The sequence below is a fragment of the Alteromonas sp. BZK5 genome (assembly GCF_014349115.1).
GTDB lineage: Bacteria > Pseudomonadota > Gammaproteobacteria > Enterobacterales > Alteromonadaceae > Alteromonas > Alteromonas macleodii.
This window is the reverse complement of sequence record NZ_JACSOE010000037.1, coordinates 23,371-41,862: the sequence shown is the minus strand read 5'-3', so window position 1 is coordinate 41,862 and position 18,492 is coordinate 23,371. Positions and strand designations below refer to the sequence as shown.

Below are 18,492 nucleotides of genomic sequence, written 5' to 3'. Positions count from 1 at the left end.
AACTGCACTCAAATGGTACAGCTCCATAGTCGACGGGGCCTGGACCGCAGGCACATGGAATTAAATTCGTGGGGATCCCTCAGGGTCAGAGTACTTTTTCTGCCCCACCGTTCTTATTCAATTAGCTTTAGCCATCACTCGTGATGGTTTCGATAAGCTCGCCGAGTACAGTTTCGGCTTTGCTGGTTTCAACCTGACATGTACCTGCGTTCATGTGACCACCGCCGCCATACTTCAAGCACAACTCTCCCACATTGGTTTTTGAGCTACGATTAGTAATGGATTTACCAATAGCAAATACCACGTTTTGCTTTTTCAGCCCCCACATCTTGTGAATAGAGATATTGCAGTCGGGGTACATGGCATAAATAACAAACCGGTTTGTCGCGTAAATGGTTTCTTGGTCGGTTAAATCAAGCACTACTAGGTTGTCGTATACGGTAGAACACTTGGCAATTTGCGCCTTCGCCATTTCATTGTGCTCGTGATACAAACTCACGCGCTCGGCCACGTCTTCCATTTGCAGTATTTCTTCAATGCTGTGGTCTTTGCACGCATCTATTAGCTTCATCATTAGCTGATAGTTAGAGATTTTGAAATCTCTGAAACGACCAAGCCCAGTTCGCGCATCCATAATGAAATTCATGAGCACCCAATCTGTGGGCTCAAGGATTTCTTCTTCGCTAAACTGTGCAGAGTCTCCTTTATCTACTGCATCCATCATATCTATTGAGATATTAGGAAATTTATCTGCACCACCGTAATAGTCGTAAACAACACGCGCCGCCGACGGCGCTTTCGGGTCAATGATGTGATTATCAATATCGCCTGAGTTACGCACTGTTTCACTTAAGTGATGGTCGAAGGCAATATGGCAACCCGCAACGTAAGGCAGGTTAGTAGTGATATCATTCTCGGTAATATCAATTTTACCGTCTTGCATGTCTTTTGGATGAACAAACAAAATATCGTCAATTAAGTCTAAATCTTTCAATAAAACTGCACATACCAGTCCATCGAAATCACTTCGCGTAACCAATCTAAATTTTCTTTCAGGCATAGTTTATCCATCATTCACTTAGGTAATAATTTTAAGTGTAACAGCTAATAAAAATTTTGAGAGACAGGTTTATTAACTTCTTATTTAGCTTTTTAAATTCAGTAATTTACCCAGCGGTTTCGCCAAACTTTCTGGCGGTTCGGTAAAGTATGCGGGGCCTGTTTCTGTCATGTACAAACAGTCTTCTAAGCGCACACCAAATTCACCCGGAATATAGATACCTGGCTCATTAGAAAAGCACATGCCTTTTCTAAGTGGCGTATTTTCACCACGCACGAAGTTAACGCTCTCGTGTCCTTCCATGCCGATACCGTGACCTGTTCTGTGACTTAGCCCAGGCAATGCATAGTCTTTGCTGTACCCCTTGCTAGCATAGTATTGACGCACTGCGTCGTCCACTTTGCCTGCTGGCTCACCAATTTTAGCTGCGGCAAATGCTACGTTCTGCCCTTCCCTTACTGTATGCCATACGTCCTGAACTTTCTGAGACGCTTTGCCAAATACCAAAGTACGGCTTATGTCGCTTTGGTAACCGTGCACGCTGCAACCGCTGTCTAGCAAGATCACCGAGCCTTCTTTGATAGTTTGTGCTGCGTTTGTGCCATGAGGATAAGCACTTGCATCGTTAAACAGCGCCAAACACCATGTACCGCTGCCGCCTAAGTGCTGCTGTGCGGTGTTCATCAAACTTTTTACATCCTGCTGACTCATGCCAAGCTTTAGGTTACTAAAAACAAACTCGTAAGCACGTAAAGTAACTTCATTGGCCTTATGCATAAGTGCCAGTTCACTCGCAGTTTTATACATGCGACAACCTAGTGTAATTGGCTCGGCGGGAACGATATTAATGTTTGGTAGCGATCGGCTGACTCCAGTAACTACAAAGTAGCGTACGCTGCTTTCAAAGCCGATATTGCCGCTTGTTATACCGCGCGATTTTAAAATATTGGCTACGACATCAAACGGGCTTTCATGCTCTTGCCACACTCTTACATCATCGCCTATAGCTAACGACTCAAGCACACTTGACTTTTCGAAAAATGGCGTAACCACCGCCATGTCGCCTTTCTGAGGGATAACCAGCGCGGTCAAGCGCTCACTACGCCACCATTTAATCCCTGAAAAATAATCCATAGCTGCGCCAGGCTCGACCAGAATCGCCGCAATGTCTTGGGCTTTCATAAGCGACTGCGCTTTTTCAATACGCGCTTTGCGTTCTTCTACGGTAATCGGCTTCGCATTTGCGGTGATATCACTTAGCCCGCTTAAACCGTTAATGTCTGTTGCATTGGTTTGATTAATTGCAGCCATAGAAGCCACAGGAGCAAGCGCAAAGCTAGCGCCCGCTAATTTCAAGAAATGTCGCTTATCCATGTTCCCTTCCTGTCGTTTTAATTAAGGTTGTTTAGCACTTTTTTGTTTTATGAAAATAACATTCAATTGATTTTGTACTAAAAACTTCAGTGTTTAATATTGTCAGTACTTTATGCCCACATAACAAAGATTGCGGCAAGCCCAATAAGAAGTAAGCCAGCAATTTCGCGTTTTGTGACTGCATTTTTTAGCCAGTAATGTGAGAGTATCAAGGTAAGTAACACCTCTAACTGCCCAAGCGTTTTTACTAGCGCCACATGTTGCAATGCCATAGCGGTGAACCAACAAATTGAGCCCAAACAGCTTACCGTGCTAATCGCTAGCACCTGCTTTTTAGCGTTGGTTAGCTGTCTGAACACGAAGGGTTTAGTTAGCGCAATATAACCACTTAAACTTATCGTTTGTACACATAGCACCCATAACAACACCCAAGCAGCAGCCACTGTATGCTGAACATTAAGCATGTGACTGGCTTCGCGCACCAACAGTGATGTCAGCGCAAAGCAGGTACCGCAAGCAAGACCTATAACCATGGTTTTCACACTAATACCATGAAGCCGATTGCCGCTGCTTAACACAAATACTGCTATTGCGCCTATTACTATGCCCGCCCACCCAAGGGGCGTTAAATAACTTCCGAAAAAGAGCATGCCTACAACGCCGGCCACCAAGGCCTCACTCTTCGCTAGACCTGCGCCAATGGCAAAATTCTTCTGCTTGAACAAAATCACCATTAAAGAAGTGGCCGCTATTTGAAGTAGCGAAGCACACAATATCACTGTAATAAAAGAGCCTGAGAACTCAGGCACTTGACTGGCGCTACTGCTGTAGAGAATGAGTAAATAGACGAGAGCTATTGGCGGAGCCAAAATAAAGCGAGAGAGCGTCACCCCAGAGGTGTTAACTGCACCGCTCAGCTTACTCTGAAGTGCATTGCGCACGGTTTGCATAACAACCGCGCCTAACGTAAACAAAATCCAACTCATTAGCGTCGCTTCACCTTGTTATATCGCTACCTACAGTTAAGCGTGAATTACTTTGCCTCTTTCGCTTCCATTGCCTGTGTGCGCTTGTCTTTAAAATCAGAGTCACGTTTCCAGTATGGCCACACATCGCCTTGGGCGTAATAGTTCAGCATAGAGCCGATAAGTGAGAGGTCTTGTTGCACACCACCTAATGTCCAGCTTGGAAGGTAGTCATCATCTGCTTTATGATAGCGTTTGGCGATGAAGCTAGGGTCGGTATCGCCTAAGCTCATGAACAAAATTGAAGGCACGCCCTGCTTAGCAAGCGCGAAGTGATCTGAGCGGAAGAACAGTCCATTTTGAGGTCGCGGATCCATTTTAACCGTTCGTCCTTGTAGCGCGGCAGCTGTTGCTAAATCGTCTTCAATAGATAAATAACCTTCGCCGTACTGCAAAATGTAATCAACGCCATCGTTTACATTCATGCCGTCGATATTTAAAAAAGCCACCATGTTCGATGTTGGTACCGGCGGGTTATTTGCAAAATAATCGGCACCGAGTAGCCCTGTTTCTTCAGCGGTAAACGCACTGAACATTAGTGTGCGCACAAAGCCCTCTTCGCGTTTTGAAAGCGCATCTGCTAACGTAAGCACACCTGCTACGCCTGACGCGTTGTCTACCGCACCATTGTAAATAGTGGTTTGGCCGTTTTTCTCAACTTTGCCTAGGTGGTCCCAGTGAGCGTGAAGCATTACCCACTCTTCTGGCTTATCTGTACCTTCTAAAATGCCTGCAACATTTTGCGACTCGGCACGCTCAATAGTATTGGTGAAGCCCAATGATGCTTTTGTGTTTAGCGCGATGGGAATAAATCCTGGCTTTGAAGCTTTGTCTTTAAGCTCGCCATACTCCATACCCACCTTTTCAAATAGCTGTCTGGCGGCATTTAGGTGAAGCCAACCCATTACACCAACTTGTGAAGCATTGTTGTTGTCGTCGACTAAACTGAATTTGGTATTGGAGTTAGAGTTTTCGACTACGCCCCACCCGTAACCCGCTGGCATGGTTTCATGAATAATGAAAACCGCTTCTGCCCCCTGCCTGGCTGCTTCTTCGTACTTATATGTCCAGCGACCGTAATAGGTCATTGCGTTGCCCTGAAAAAGCTCTGGATCTTTAGAAGCGAAACCCGGGTCGTTTACCAGCATGACAACGGTTTTTCCTTTTACATCCAGGCCTGCGTAATCATTCCAATTGTACTCTGGGGCATTAATGCCATAACCCACAAAAATAACGTCACTATTTGTAAGTGAGTAGTCATTAACAATGCGCTGAGTTCGGGCGGTAAACTCGCTACTTGCGCTAAAGTCAAGCCCGCCTATTTTTAACGATGAAATGTTCTTAGGCGTTATTTTGGCTAAAGGCACAGCTTGAGTATAGCTATCGCCAAAGGCTGGCTTTAGCCCTAGCTTTTTGTATTGGGTTACCAAGTAATCGACTGTTTTCTCTTCCCCTTTCGACAATGGCCCTCGCCCTTCAAACTCATCGCTTGCCAGTGTTTTAACGTGCTGACGATATACGTCCAAATCGATAGAGGCATTACTCAGCGTCATCTTTTTGCTTTTTGTTGTCGCCGACGATTCAGCCAAGGCTAAAGTGGAAACCACTGCGTCGGCATTCGCCGAACTAGTCATTAAAGTAGAAGTAAGTACGGAAGCGGCGCAGACAAAGGAAAAGGCGCGATAAGGTTTGCAAAGATAAGTAAACATAAGCCATTGGTACAAATAAAAAAGGATACCGAAGAGTATCCTGTACCGCTGACTATCTCAACGCCGAAACGACTAAACCACAAGAATGGAGTTTATAGACCCATGGCGTGGCTGACGAAGGCGGTTTTAATGGTGCTGAGTTTATCTGTGGCTGAAAGGCCAATTCCTCGGACCAACTTTTTGAGGGGGGCGTCGCCATCGAATAAGAATTTAAAGCCGTCCATTGCGGCAATCATTTTCGTGGCTTCTGTTTTACGGCTTCGCTCGTAGCTGCGTAAGTGCTTGTACAAACCAATGTCTTTGCCCGACGCCTTTAAGTTGTTTAGGGTTTCCGCCAGTGCGAGCGCATCTTGCATTCCCAAGTTAGCGCCCTGCCCTGCAAGCGGGTGAATGGTATGCGCTGCATCGCCTACCAGCACCACACCGTCTTTCGCCCACTGGCGTGCATAACGCATGGTCAACGGGAAAGCGGCGCGCTTGGTTTCAAGCGAAATAGTGCCAAGAACGCTATTACTAGCCGCAGTTAACGCATTACAGAACGCAGCGTCATCCAATGCCATTAATAAGTTCGCTTGCTCTGGCGTTTGCGACCATACAATAGAACATACATTTGGCTCAGACATAGGCAGTAGCGCGAGCGGTCCCGTGGGTGTGAACGCTTGTCTCGCCACATTACTATGCGGCTCTACCGTTTTGATATTAGCGACAATCGCCGTATGCTCGTAGTCTTTAAAAGTAATAGGCAAGCCAGCCTGCTTTCTCACAAACGAATTTGCGCCATCGGCGCCTACTAACAACCTGCAGCTTAGCACGTCATCATTATCAAGCATCAGCATGGATTGGTTTGGGCCAGCTAATACTCTATCAATACCCGCGGTAATCATCTCCACGTTAGGCTGCGCTTCCACAGATTTAGACAGTGCATTGACTAAAGCTTGATTCTCTACAATCACGCCAAGCGCATCACTGCCCATTTCATCGCATGAAAAGTGAATGTCGCCAAAACTGTCTTTGTCCCACACATGCATGTCGGTGTAAGGGTTGGCGCGGTCTTGCTGCAAATGCGACCACACATCAAACTGTTGAAGCGCTTTAATATTAGCCTGGTTTATGGCACTCACTCTCGCCGTTGGCTTCTCGTCCAGAGTCTGATAACACGCCGCTTTATCGACTATTGCTATGCTCAATTCACTGTGTTTAAGCGCCGCTGCAAGGGTTAGCCCTACAATTCCGCCGCCCACTATCGCTATATCAACATGCTGCATTGTTATCTCTTTTTCTTAGTGGTGTTTCGCCATAGCCCGTCGTGTGTTTAACAAACGCTTTTTTCGCCTGGGGCATCATGCTTAATGCCAATAACGACACATTGCGCCCAATTACCGTTGGAAAATACTGGTTTGAAAAGGTGCGAACTAGCGTATCGGTCAGGGCTATCGTGTTATCCCTGTCATTCTTACGCGAATTGGCGTAATGCTGAGTAATACTAAAAGCGCCTGCATCGAAATTAGCGGATGCGATTGTATCGTTTTTCTCTTCATATGAATTATGCTCGCCGTGCTTTTCCGCTGACACTTGCAGCACAGACACTAAAGTACTTAAGTCGCGTAAGCCTAGATTGAAGCCTTGCCCTGCAATAGGATGTAGCGCCTGTGCCGCATTGCCTACCACCACTGTGCGATGACTAGCAACTTGCTGGGCTTTAGTAAGCGCTAACGGGTAACTTGCCAACTCACTGACTCTCAGTACTTTGCCCTGTCGATAGCCAAATGCTTCCTGTAGGGCCTTGATAAATGCGCGTTGATTTAATGCCATTAACGACTTTGCGGCGTCAGTATCTACAGTCCATACAACTGAAAAGCCGTTTCCACTAGCCTTGATATCATCGATTTCACTGTCGAAAGGCAGGAACGCTAACGGGCCATTTTGGGTGAAACGCTCGTAAGCTCTGTTTTCATGAGGGAGCTGAGTGTGAACGTTAAAGACAATGGCCGTTTGATGATAATCATTGACTGTTTTTGTAATGCCCACCTGGTCAGCTAATCCTGAACGACCGCCATCGGCCAGTACCAGCAACTTTGTGGTAAGCGATTGCCCACTATCTAGCTGCACCTCTACATAATTGCACTGCTGCTTTACGTTCGTTACCTTGGCAGGTGCGATATATTGGTAGCTTGAGGTTGCACCTGCCGCCAATCGCGTTAGTGCGCTTAAGCTCACCACCTGGCCAAACGCGTCAATGTGGTAGTCACTGCTTTGAAGGTTTAATAGCCCCAAGTGCCCTTTGTCACTAACCTCAATATGCTTAATTTGAGGAGGTAACTCACCGTTGTGCTGCTTAGCTACATCATCAAGGTTTAGCCCCATGTGAGACAGTTCTTCAACAGTACGTCTTGCCAAGGCAATCACTCGGGTGTCGGTAAAAGGGTTAAAGTCGACTAAGCTTTTACTGGTTTGCTCTGGGTCAGCCGCATCAATTAGGGTGACAGATAAGCCAGAGCTGTTTGCAGGAAATACTTTCTCTGCGAGTGCTTTGGCTAATACAGTACCGACAATACCACCACCAATAATTACTACATCAACCGCTGCTGCCGATTCCACTGTTTTTATATTCCTGTCGTCCAGAGGCTCTAATTATTAAAAGCGTTAATTCTGAGATTTTTTTCTTTATATTAAAGGCTAGTTTTTAGCGTAATTTAAACTGGTAGTTTAAACCGGTAACTTGAACCAAAGTTCCGTATTTCACACTTATCGCAGTTTTTCAAACCTTGGTAAACCTAGCAAATTTTGACAACTAGGCTCTGCTTTCAGCCATAAGTGCTTCAATCTCATCAATGTCTTTTGGCACATCTGCGGTAAGAATATCGACACCCGTCGCAGTAATCACCACATCATCTTCAATTCTTACACCAATGCCTTTGTATTTTTCCGGCACGTTGCTGTCTTGGCTAATGTAAATGCCGGGCTCAACAGTGATCACCATGCCAGGCTTTAACGGACGGTCTTCACCGTCAATTTTGTAGTTGCCTACATCATGCACATCTAGACCTAAATAGTGCCCTAAACCATGCATGTAAAACTGACGCCACGTTTCATTTTCAAGGTTTTGTGCCACACTACCTTCAAGAACGCCAAGGTCAACTAAACCTTGAGTAATAATTTCTACGCTATGTAACATGGCTTGTGACAGAGTAACGCCGGGCGCTAACATATCTAGCACGCTTTTTTGCGCTTTTAATACAACGGTGTAAATTTCGCGCTGAGCATGCGTGAACTTTCCATTTGCAGGAAACGTTCGCGTGATATCCGCAGCATAACCTTGATATTCAGCACCTGCATCGATCAAGATCAAGTCACCGTCATTTACCTGCGCGTTATTTTGCGTGTAATGCAAAATACACGCATTGTCGCCGCTTCCAACAATAGTGCTATAAGCAGGTGAACGGGCTCCCGCCATCGCAAATTCATGGTGAATTTCAGCTTCTAGCTGGTACTCGTAACAACCAGGCGCGGCGAACTGCATAGCTCGCTTGTGCGCACGTGCGCTTATCTCACCCGCCGCTTTCATCATGGCCACTTCACACGCTGATTTGAATAAACGCATTTCGTGTAAAATAGGCTGTAAGTCGTGAATCGCCCTTGGTGCCAGTGATTCTTTAGGCGCATCGCGCAAGGTGTTTAGCGCTTCAGAAAATAACAGGTCATTGTCTTTCTTGTGACCCAACGAAAAGTACACGTTGTCTTGACCTTGAATTGACGCTAACAGCGCTTCTTCAAGTTCTTGCAACTCAAACGCTTCATCTAGACTAAATCGGGCAAGTGCAGCTTCGGCTCCTAAGCGTTTGCCGTGCCAAATCTCTGCACTTTTGTCTTTCTCTTGTACCACCATTGCACGATAACTTTCACCGTAACGAGGGTGGTTAGACAATATCAACCAAGCATTAGGCTCTTCAAATCCTGTCAGATACCAAAAGTCGCTATCTTGCCTGAATGTATATTCGGTATCGCGACTTCGGGTTACCATACCTGCTGCTGGCACAATACACACACTATTTGGCTCGCACTGTGCAAGCAGTCGGTCCTGCCTGGCGATAAACTCTTGCGCACTAATCATAAAAGAGAAAACCCTAAAAAAATCTCGTTAAAACGAGTGGCGACTTACGGCCACTTTTAATATCTTCAGTTAATTACTAGTGTACGGATGGCGTGTCTTGTTGATCATCTAGAAGTGATTGGCCCAGTTCGCTGAAGCATAAAATTGCTGAAATTTTCACGTATTCTTCAACCTCTAACAGCGCCTTCTCAGACTCTTCGTCCGCGTCCATTGGCTCTTCCATACGTGAAATATCTGAAAAGTCTTCAAGTGCTTCTTTTACGTCGTCAGAACATTGCATAAGGTCTTGCTGGTGTAGACCAAACCCAAGCATGAAACCTTGCACCCAGTTTATTAGCGCAGCACCGCGATCGTTGATAGGCGCTTGATCATCAGGAAGTAACAAATTGAGCGCGAATTCAGGCTCAAGAAGCTGCTGACAGGTTTGATTGAAAAGACTATTTAAAAGGTGCTGGGTAGGGTCGCTAAACGCATCACCCTGATTAATGGTTTCACTCAACGCTTCTAGCCATTTTTGGTCGGTAAGCGACATGCCTCCGCAAAGCATACCGCACAGAATGCCATGCACTTCTGCAGCATCAACAATTACGCCTTGCTGAGACAATTTATTACTTACGCTATCGTAATCGAGCTGTTTTTCCACGAATTGTTCTCTTTTGTTTTGAATAGTTTGAGATACAGGCGCCACTTTTATATAGCGATTAATTACCATCTATTTTGGCTGCGACTTACGTCACTGTCATCTCTTGATGGAGTTAATACTAGCAAAAATCAATGTGTAACGCCTCCTTTTGACCTGCCACTGCTCTAACTTTGAACAAACAGCAAAAGTACATTCAAGGTCTACCAACACTGTGTCGTACACACTTTACACAACGGTACTTAAACGTTATTTACTCACTGTTCAAACAATGTTTAATTTGCGGCTATTTCGCTAAATTCGTTGCCGGACGGCTAGCAACATCGTCAGATTTCATCTAAGATCGCTGGTGTTGGATACGGAATTCCTTTAGCAACAGCGTGACAACGTTCATTAGCCTCTAATGCCTGAATAGCTGATTGGTTATTATTGAGCTTCTCTTATATGCGTGTATAATTGCTGACCAATTGGTCAAGAAAAGTAATATTTTTTTACCGCTTTTATAATCACCACGCAAAATAGTTATAAAGCGCTTTAGGTGATCCTCTTCACTGGATCTCGCGTTTGTTATACCCTGTTGCGTTAATACAACAACAATGTTTCCTGGGATGTTTGCTAGTTCATTCATGTCCCTGGCCGATGCTTTAAACCAAGGAAGTTGAAACAGCTGCTATTGTGCAAGCTCGACGCGTATCGAGAAGCCTACGGCAATTGTGATACTTCCGCCCTGAACTTTTCGGTTCACGGGCGAAACATGGACAGCGGCATTCTGGGAAGCGCCCTCTTTCGACGGAAGAAGAAATGGCAATAATAAATTTTGGCTCTATAAATATTGACCACGTTTATCAGGTAGATCACTTTGTACAACCTGGTGAGACGTTGGCTTCTACCCATTATCAAACCTTATTAGGTGGTAAGGGTGCAAACCAGTCTATTGCTTTAGCGCAAGCAGGTGCAGACGTAAGACACGTCGGCAGCATTCACGAAAACGACGCCTCATTTAAACAAGCTCTTATTAAGAAGGGTGTTGATTGTCGTGGCGTAAAGTGCTCAGAAGTTCCTTCAGGTCACGCGATTATCCAAGTCACGCCTAGCGGTGAAAACGCCATCGTATTATTTGGTGGTGCTAACCAAACCATTACCGCAAAAACCGTAATGCAAGCGTTAGACGATACGCGTCCTTCAGATTGGGTACTAACCCAAAATGAAACAAGCAGCATTGAAGAAGTACTTCGCCAAGCGAAAGAAAAGCAGCTTAAAGTAGCCTTTAACCCAGCGCCTATGAGCGAGTCGGTTAAGCAGCTTCCGTTAGACTGTGTAGATTTACTTATTGTAAATGAAACCGAAGCTGCTGCGATTACCGGTAAAGAAGAACTTGAAGATATTGTGACAGCGTTCAAAGAGCAGTGGTCACACAGCGAAGTTATTATTACACTGGGTAAAGCGGGTGTAATGATGCTGCGCAAAAACGATGTTGTAGAAGTAAAAGCATTCTCTGTAGACGCGGTAGATACCACCGCAGCTGGTGACACCTTTATCGGTTATTTCCTGTCTGCATACAGCAACCACACCGATGCTAAACAAGCATTGCGTCGCGGGTGTGCAGCTTCAGCCATTGCGGTAACACGCGAGGGCGCAGCGCAGAGTATTCCAACACAAAAAGAAGTGGATCGTTTCTTAGCGAAACACGCCAACTAGCAAGACGCACTGAGATAAATTGATGGCACATAAGATCATATTAGATACGGATCCGGGGATTGATGATGCAATGGCGATCTTTTTCGCCTTTCAGTCTCCAGACATTGAAGTACTTGGCTTAACGACCGTTTACGGTAACGTTCCAGTAACAATGGCAGCGCAAAACGCACTGACACTTTGCGAAATTGCAGGTAAAGATATTCCTGTAACTAAAGGTGTTGGCATGCCATGGGTTGGCCCAGAGTCAACGTACGCACACTTCGTACACGGCGAGCACGGCTTCGGTCATATTAAACCTGAAGCGCCTAAAACCGAGCTTGACCCACGCAGCTCTGCGCAGTTTATCGTTGATATGGCGCGTAAATACCCGGGTGAAATCACCATTGTTGCTATTGGCCCACTAGGTAACTTGGCCCTTGCACTTCGTCTTGAGCCAGAACTTCCTAAGTTGGTAAAAGGCGTTAGCATTATGGGTGGTGCAGCGTTTGTACCAGGTAATGTTACGCCGGTAGCTGAAGCGAACATTTGGAACGATGCACATGCAGCAGAAATCGTTTTCGCAGCAGACTGGGAACTGACCATGTTTGGTTTGGACGTAACAAACTTCACGCCGTTCTCGCCAGCCTTTGTTGAAAAGCTTGAAGAGAAAAACAATACCCTTGGTGGTTTTGTGAAAGAAAGCGCCCAGTTCTACATGGATTTCTACTCGCAAAACCGTGAAGACCGCGTGTGTTTCTTCCACGATGCATTCCCGATTGCCCACCTTCGCCACCCTGAACTATTTGAACTGACTGAAGGTCATGTGCGCGTTGGAACAGGGACACTAGATAGAGGGCAAACCGTGGTTGCGCCTAAAGGTACAACACCGAGTCCACTATGGAATGAAGCAAATACCATAAAGGTAGCGACTAAAGTTGACCACAAAAAGCTGGAACAACTATTCATAGACACCTACGCTCTATGATATGTTTAAGGGATTGTTAATACACAATCCCTATTTTATTTAAAGCTAGGTTTAAACTCAACGGTTATGAAAACGGCGCCCCCCCCCTCAAAATGAAGATGAACGTCTTGCCGAACTGCTCAGCTACGACGTACTTGATACTGAAGCTGAACAACTCTTTGATGACCTTACAGCCCTTGCCTCTCAAATTTGTGAAACCCCTATTGCGCTTATCAGCCTCATTGATCCAAACCGCCAATGGTTTAAATCAAGAGTAGGTTTAGACGCAGAAGAAACATCACGAGACATCGCGTTTTGCTCACATGCTATTTTGCAAAGCGATGTGTTTGAAATACCTAACGCTACGTTAGACCCCCGGTTTCACGATAACCCGCTGGTGACTGGCGCGCCTGATATTCGGTTTTACGCCGGCGCACCACTGATTACCCCGTCTGGTCATGCAATTGGCACGCTGTGCGCCATTGATAGCAAACCACGCAAGCTAACCGAAACACAAAAAGCCTCGCTCCAAACCTTAAGTAAATCGGTAGTAGCACATTTAGAGTTAAAGCGGAAAAACCGAGAGCTTGAGCGCACCAGTCAATTCAAGTCTGACTTTCTTTCTTACGTAAGCCACGAAATTAGAACACCGCTTAATGCCATAAATACGTTTAGTCAGTTGCTTGAAGGCGAAGCCCAAAAGTTAAATTTACCCTCGTCATTTACCACCCCGCTTTCTCATGTAAGCCAAAGCGGTGAAAGGCTTTTAGAAATAGTAAATTCTGTTTTAGATATAAAGCAGATAGAAGCGGGGAAAATGCGTGTGATGCCACGCGCGGTGAATACCAAAGACTTTTTCACCCACTTATTTTCGCTTACTAAGATCCGCGCTGAAGACAGCGGTATCGTATTTAGCACCAGTATTGATGACGCTGTGCCCGACTCGTTGTTTTTCGATGACACCAAATTTGGTCAAGTTGCGCTTAATTTGCTGTCGAATGCGATTAAGTTCACTAATCACGGCAAGTCTGTAAAAGCGCAGTTGAAATACAAAAGCGGCAAGGTAATATTTAATGTCATTGATCAAGGCATTGGTATGAGCGATGACGATCAAAAGCGACTTTTTACACCTTTCGAGCGAATGGAAAACGCCCATCAGATAAGTGGAACCGGCTTAGGCTTGAATATATCGAAGCGTCTTATTGAGCTCATGGACGGGTCTATTAAAGTTAGTAGTAAATTGAATCACGGTACCCGAATAAGTGTAACCTTACCTGCCGACGCCCTAAGCGCAAACCAGTTCGTTGAGGCACAACCGCGCAGCTTTGTTGCCCAAGTAAACATAGATAACTCAGTAAATGTATTGGTAGTTGAAGACCACTATATAAACCAAGTGGTTATTCAAACTTTGTTTGAAAAACTGGGCGTGTCGCTTTCTGTGGTAAGCACTGGCGAGGAAGGCGTTGAATACGCCAAGTCTAATCGCGTCGACTTAGTTCTTATGGATCTTAATTTGCCAGGTATTCAAGGCGATGAAGCAACAGTAAAAATAAAGGGGTTTAAGCCAAACTTGCCTATTGTTGCATTGACGGCCGATGTCATTACCCAGCCTGAATATTTGCGAGAACAAGGTCTTGATGACGTACTCACTAAACCCATAGATAGTAGTGAATTGGTGCGTGTGCTCAATCACTATTTAGGGCATCCAGACCAATGATTCTATTTGTTTTATTTAAGTAGCCTTATCTAAATAGTTTTGTCTAAGTAGTTTTACCAAAGTGATTTTACCTGAGTCATCTTTATCTGGCTCAACAAACCTTTTTAACAGCCGTGGTAGTATAAGCTAACTCAATTGTAAGACAGGAGAACTCCTCTACCATGTCCCCCTCATCTTCAGGAAGCGGTACTTCTAGATCGTTGACGTCTAACAAGGTTAATTCAACGGAAACGGTTTCAGCACCAGTTTTAGCAATGAAACCAACGCAGATTGCGCCGTCGCAATCCATACAAACAAGCGTTTCTATAGAAGACATACAGGCCCGCGCTCAGCTTAGAAAAAAGCTTCGCGAGGCACGCCGAGGGTTAACTAACCAGCAACATACGGACGCCGCTAAGCGCATTGCTTCACGACTACGTACACTGCCCTTTCTTGATAACAGCACGACCATAGCCGGATATTTGGTTAACGATGGCGAGGTCAATTTAACCTATTTTATCGAGTCTATTTGGCAGTCTTCACATGATAAAAAATTCGCTCTACCTGTATTACACCCCGTATGTAAAGGACATTTGTTATTTTTGTCTTATACCCAGCACTCTCAATTGGTGAAGAATAAGTACAACATTGAAGAGCCAGTATTGTCGTGTGAAAACGTCGTTCCTGTTAGGCAATGCGACGTTATTCTTATGCCGCTTGTAGGGTTTGATGTAAACGGCAATCGCCTGGGTATGGGGGGCGGCTACTACGACCGAACTTTGAGTTTTACCCAACGCGCGCCAGATTCACATTCATTTTCGGGTAGTAAAGCGCCCAAGTTAGTGGGTATTGCCCACGACATTCAAGAAGTAGATGCTCTGCCCGTTGCACCATGGGATGTCCCCCTTGATGCCATCGTGACGCCCTCGCGCACACTGCAATTCACTAAACCGTGATAGTCATTATAACAAATTGAACATACGAACTTGTGGGTTCACGTGCGCTTATAAGTTACACTTGCGAACACAATAAGTCGGAGAATGACCATGGATCAGAACGCAAAAAAACAAGCCGTAGCCAAAGCAGCCATCGAATATGTTGAAGCAGACAGCATTGTCGGTGTGGGTACAGGTTCTACCGTAAATTTCTTTATTGAAGAACTCGGTAAAATTAAACACAAAATTGAAGGTGCAGTATCAAGTTCAGAAGCCTCTACCGAGCGTTTAAAAGCCTTAGGCATTGAGGTATTCGAGTTAAACGAAGTCAGCAATCTATCGGTTTATATCGACGGTGCCGATGAAGTGACCGAACACAAGCATATGATTAAAGGCGGAGGCGCAGCACTCACTCGCGAGAAAATTGTAGCCGGTGCGGCGACCACGTTTGTGTGTATTGTTGATGAAAGCAAGCGCGTTCCTGTGTTGGGCTCGTTCCCCCTTCCTGTTGAAGTTATTCCCATGGCTCGCTCTTTCGTAGCACGAGAGCTAGTAAAGCTTGGTGGCGATCCTGAATATAGACAAGGTGTTGTCACCGATAACGGCAACGTTATTTTAGATGTTCACAACCTTGAGATTCTGAATCCTCGTGAGCTAGAACAAAAAATAAATAACATTCCTGGCGTGGTAACGAACGGCATTTTCGCACTACGAGGCGCGGACATAGTGCTAAGTGCTACAGATAGTGGTGTTGAAACCTTTAAGTGATAACTGAGTAAGACGTATAGTGCGGTGAAAAGCTATACAAAATACTACTTTCAACTTAACGCGTTTTCTGTTAGTTTCCGTTTAGACGTCTAGATGTCCTTAAAAGAAGTTCACTAAGCGTCTCAACTTTTACGTTAGTTAAGGCCAATTCCTTAACAACGAAAGCAATCAACGTGATTATAAAAGCTTGGTAGCAATAACGCCCAAGCAAGGCTTTCAGAGCTGCAAAGCGATGTCGTTGTAGCCCAGGTTACACACAGCTTTGTGTTTAATACTGGCAGGTTTCTGAGAGTCTTGGATTGGCGGTGCAAGCAAACCAAAATTACATCAGTGAGAGATAGCGAGTTCATGAGCAAAGTTTCATTAGAGAAGGATAAGATCCGAATTTTGTTGTTGGAAGGTGTTCACCAAAGTGCTTTGGAGACACTAAAAAGCAATGGGTATAGCAACATTGAATTTCTCAAGACCTCTCTTCCTGAAGACGAGTTAATTGAGAAAATTAAAGACGCCCACTTTGTTGGTATTCGCTCGCGCACTCAAATTACAGAGAAGGTAGTTGAAGCAGCACAAAAGCTTGTGGCTATCGGTTGTTTCTGTATTGGCACCAACCAAGTTGATCTTGAAGCCACCCAACGCCGCGGCATTCCCGTGTTTAACGCGCCATTTTCTAACACTCGTTCGGTTGCAGAACTTGTACTTGGCCAAATTATCCTTTTACTTCGCCAGGTGCCGAGTAAAAATGCCAAGGCTCACCGCGGTGAGTGGGAAAAAACGGCAGTCGGCTCATATGAAGCCCGTGGTAAGACACTTGGTATCATTGGTTATGGTCATATAGGCACACAGCTGAGTATTCTTGCTGAACACCTAGGTATGCGCGTTCAGTTTTTCGATATCGAAGACAAGCTTGTGCTAGGTAATTCTGCCCAAGTAAAATCGCTTGAAAAGCTGCTTAATACCTCTGACGTTGTTTCACTTCACGTTCCTGAAACACCACAAACTCAAGATATGATTGGTGAAAAAGAACTGTCTCAAATGAAGAAAGGCAGCATTTTGATTAACGCGTCTCGCGGTACTGTGGTAGATATCGATGCGCTTGCGAAGGCATTGGAAAGCGGCCAACTAAACGGCGCTGCTATTGATGTATTCCCGGTTGAGCCTAAATCTAATACTGAAGAATTCGAGTCGCCGCTTCGCGCGTTCGATAATGTCATTCTGACCCCGCATGTGGGCGGCAGCACGCAAGAAGCGCAAGAAAATATTGGTATTGAAGTGGCGGGTAAACTCGCGAAGTACAGCGACAACGGTTCAACGCTGTCAGCCGTTAACTTCCCTGAAGTGTCACTGCCAGAACATACTGGTCGTTCACGCCTACTTCACGTACACAAAAACCAGCCAGGTATTCTTACTCAGATTAACCAAGCGTTTGCAGAAAAAGGCATCAACATCGAAGCCCAGTACCTACAAACTAACGCAGAAATTGGTTATGTAGTAGTTGATGTTAAAGAAGACCGTGGTTATGAAGCACTTGCGGAGCTTCAGCAAATTGACGGCACAATTAAGACACGTATTCTTCACTAAGAAGAGTTGTTTTAAGACTAAATAAAAACGCTGCACAATGTGCAGCGTTTTTTTATGCCTGTGATTTTACTTCAATGCGTTGAAGTGCTCAGCCCTACTTCTGTGCGCTGAGCATATAAGGTAGGCTTAGAAGAAGTTGTAAACTAAGCTAACTGCAGTTTCTGTGTCTAGTTTTTCAACGTCGTCGTCAACATTGGTGTTGTGATCAAGTTTGAAAGAAAGACGCATTGAAAGGTTACCGCTGATTGTAGCTGTAAGTGCAGACTCAGCACGAGATTTCGTGTTGTCAGAACCCACTTCGGTACTTACTGTTTGCGTAAATTTAGCCGTATCTGAAATTTTCCAAGAATAAGCTGATGACGCACGAACGATTACGCTGTCAAGATCTTCGCCATCCTGAGTTTCGATGAATGAGTAACCAGGGCCAATTGAATATTCAAGGGTGTGGCGCTTGTTCTCAAGTACTTTTTGGTTCCAACCCGCCGCAATAGTTGATTGGTAATTAAAGTTACTAAAGCGGTCGTCTTCATATGAAGCGAAGCCGAATAAACGGTTATCAGGATTTTCTAGTTTGTAGTTACCCTGGGCTGAACCAAAGAACTTCTGTGCAGAAGTAAACTCGATATCTTCTTGCTCGCCTGCATCATTTTCTTGTTGAACAGTTTCCTGTTTGTACAGACCTTTTAAAACGTAGTCGTTACTCCATTTTTCAAGCTCTTGGTGAGCCTGTATACCCGCACTGATTGACGTGGTTTCAGTGTTACCTGAAGTCGAAATAAAACCTAGTTCGCCTTCCATTGTAAAAGGCTTAACTTCATCGTCTTGAGCGAAAGCGGCTGGAGAAAGAGAAATTGCAACTAAAGATGCAAGCACTTGCTTTTTCATTGAACAATCCTATTGATTATCGGTCCATTCGTTGTACTCGATACCTTTTGAACTGCAAGGCGGTACAACA

The 18,492-nt window shown here is 45.1% G+C and carries 15 protein-coding genes and 1 other RNA gene; 7 read left to right on the top strand and 9 right to left on the bottom strand.

Annotated features, from left to right (window positions below):
• Positions 1-127: 127 nt before the first annotated feature.
• From BIZ39_RS12125 to BIZ39_RS12090, 8 genes are all read right to left on the bottom strand, one after another.
• Entirely contained in the window at positions 128-1,060 is a 933-nt protein-coding gene (locus BIZ39_RS12125; protein WP_187447082.1) for an exopolyphosphatase, read from the bottom strand.
• A gap of 84 nt (positions 1,061-1,144) precedes the next feature.
• Complete coding sequence (locus tag BIZ39_RS12120) at positions 1,145-2,434, bottom strand: M24 family metallopeptidase (protein ID WP_187447081.1); 1,290 nt, start codon at positions 2,432-2,434, stop codon at positions 1,145-1,147.
• 110 nt (positions 2,435-2,544) lie between these two features.
• The gene (locus BIZ39_RS12115; protein WP_039228032.1) at positions 2,545-3,420 is read right to left on the bottom strand and encodes an EamA family transporter; all 876 of its coding nucleotides are present in this window, start codon (positions 3,418-3,420) and stop codon (positions 2,545-2,547) included.
• 47 nt (positions 3,421-3,467) lie between these two features.
• A complete protein-coding gene (locus BIZ39_RS12110) occupies positions 3,468-5,012 on the bottom strand; it encodes a M28 family metallopeptidase (protein ID WP_187447084.1) in 1,545 nt (514 codons plus the stop codon).
• 248 nt (positions 5,013-5,260) lie between these two features.
• Positions 5,261-6,433, bottom strand: coding sequence for an FAD-dependent monooxygenase (locus BIZ39_RS12105; RefSeq protein ID WP_187447080.1), 1,173 nt, complete (start codon positions 6,431-6,433; stop codon positions 5,261-5,263).
• Entirely contained in the window at positions 6,420-7,766 is a 1,347-nt protein-coding gene (locus BIZ39_RS12100) for an FAD-dependent monooxygenase (RefSeq protein WP_168462683.1), read from the bottom strand. Before BIZ39_RS12100 ends, BIZ39_RS12105 begins: the two co-directional genes overlap by 14 nt.
• A 193-nt stretch (positions 7,767-7,959) precedes the next feature.
• Complete coding sequence (gene pepP, locus BIZ39_RS12095; RefSeq protein ID WP_168462682.1) at positions 7,960-9,279, bottom strand: Xaa-Pro aminopeptidase; 1,320 nt, start codon at positions 9,277-9,279, stop codon at positions 7,960-7,962.
• A gap of 76 nt (positions 9,280-9,355) precedes the next feature.
• Complete coding sequence (locus BIZ39_RS12090; RefSeq protein WP_039228193.1) at positions 9,356-9,922, bottom strand: UPF0149 family protein; 567 nt, start codon at positions 9,920-9,922, stop codon at positions 9,356-9,358.
• Between the two features lie 594 nt (positions 9,923-10,516).
• Here BIZ39_RS12090 and ssrS point away from each other — a divergent pair.
• The 7 genes from ssrS to serA all read left to right on the top strand — a co-directional run bounded on the left by ssrS (position 10,517) and on the right by serA (position 17,537).
• A non-coding RNA gene (ssrS, locus tag BIZ39_RS12085) (6S RNA) lies at positions 10,517-10,699 on the top strand.
• A gap of 21 nt (positions 10,700-10,720) precedes the next feature.
• The gene (locus BIZ39_RS12080) at positions 10,721-11,617 is read left to right on the top strand and encodes a ribokinase (protein WP_061096417.1); all 897 of its coding nucleotides are present in this window, start codon (positions 10,721-10,723) and stop codon (positions 11,615-11,617) included.
• A gap of 22 nt (positions 11,618-11,639) precedes the next feature.
• The gene (locus tag BIZ39_RS12075; protein ID WP_014980008.1) at positions 11,640-12,581 is read left to right on the top strand and encodes a nucleoside hydrolase; all 942 of its coding nucleotides are present in this window, start codon (positions 11,640-11,642) and stop codon (positions 12,579-12,581) included.
• Between the two features lie 115 nt (positions 12,582-12,696).
• Positions 12,697-14,277: an ATP-binding protein gene (locus BIZ39_RS22525; RefSeq protein WP_187447083.1), complete on the top strand. Its 1,581-nt coding sequence runs from the start codon at positions 12,697-12,699 to the stop codon at positions 14,275-14,277.
• A gap of 254 nt (positions 14,278-14,531) precedes the next feature.
• Positions 14,532-15,212, top strand: coding sequence for a 5-formyltetrahydrofolate cyclo-ligase (locus BIZ39_RS12065; RefSeq protein ID WP_222936568.1), 681 nt, complete (start codon positions 14,532-14,534; stop codon positions 15,210-15,212).
• Positions 15,213-15,302: 90 nt separating this feature from the next.
• A complete protein-coding gene (gene rpiA, locus BIZ39_RS12060; protein ID WP_014950385.1) occupies positions 15,303-15,959 on the top strand; it encodes a ribose-5-phosphate isomerase RpiA in 657 nt (218 codons plus the stop codon).
• Between the two features lie 348 nt (positions 15,960-16,307).
• The gene (serA, locus tag BIZ39_RS12055; protein ID WP_014980012.1) at positions 16,308-17,537 is read left to right on the top strand and encodes a phosphoglycerate dehydrogenase; all 1,230 of its coding nucleotides are present in this window, start codon (positions 16,308-16,310) and stop codon (positions 17,535-17,537) included.
• A 126-nt stretch (positions 17,538-17,663) separates the two neighbouring features.
• On the opposite strand, the gene BIZ39_RS12050 is transcribed toward serA, so the two are convergent.
• Complete coding sequence (locus BIZ39_RS12050) at positions 17,664-18,422, bottom strand: YdiY family protein (RefSeq protein WP_014950387.1); 759 nt, start codon at positions 18,420-18,422, stop codon at positions 17,664-17,666.
• Between the last annotated feature and the right edge of the window lie 70 nt (positions 18,423-18,492).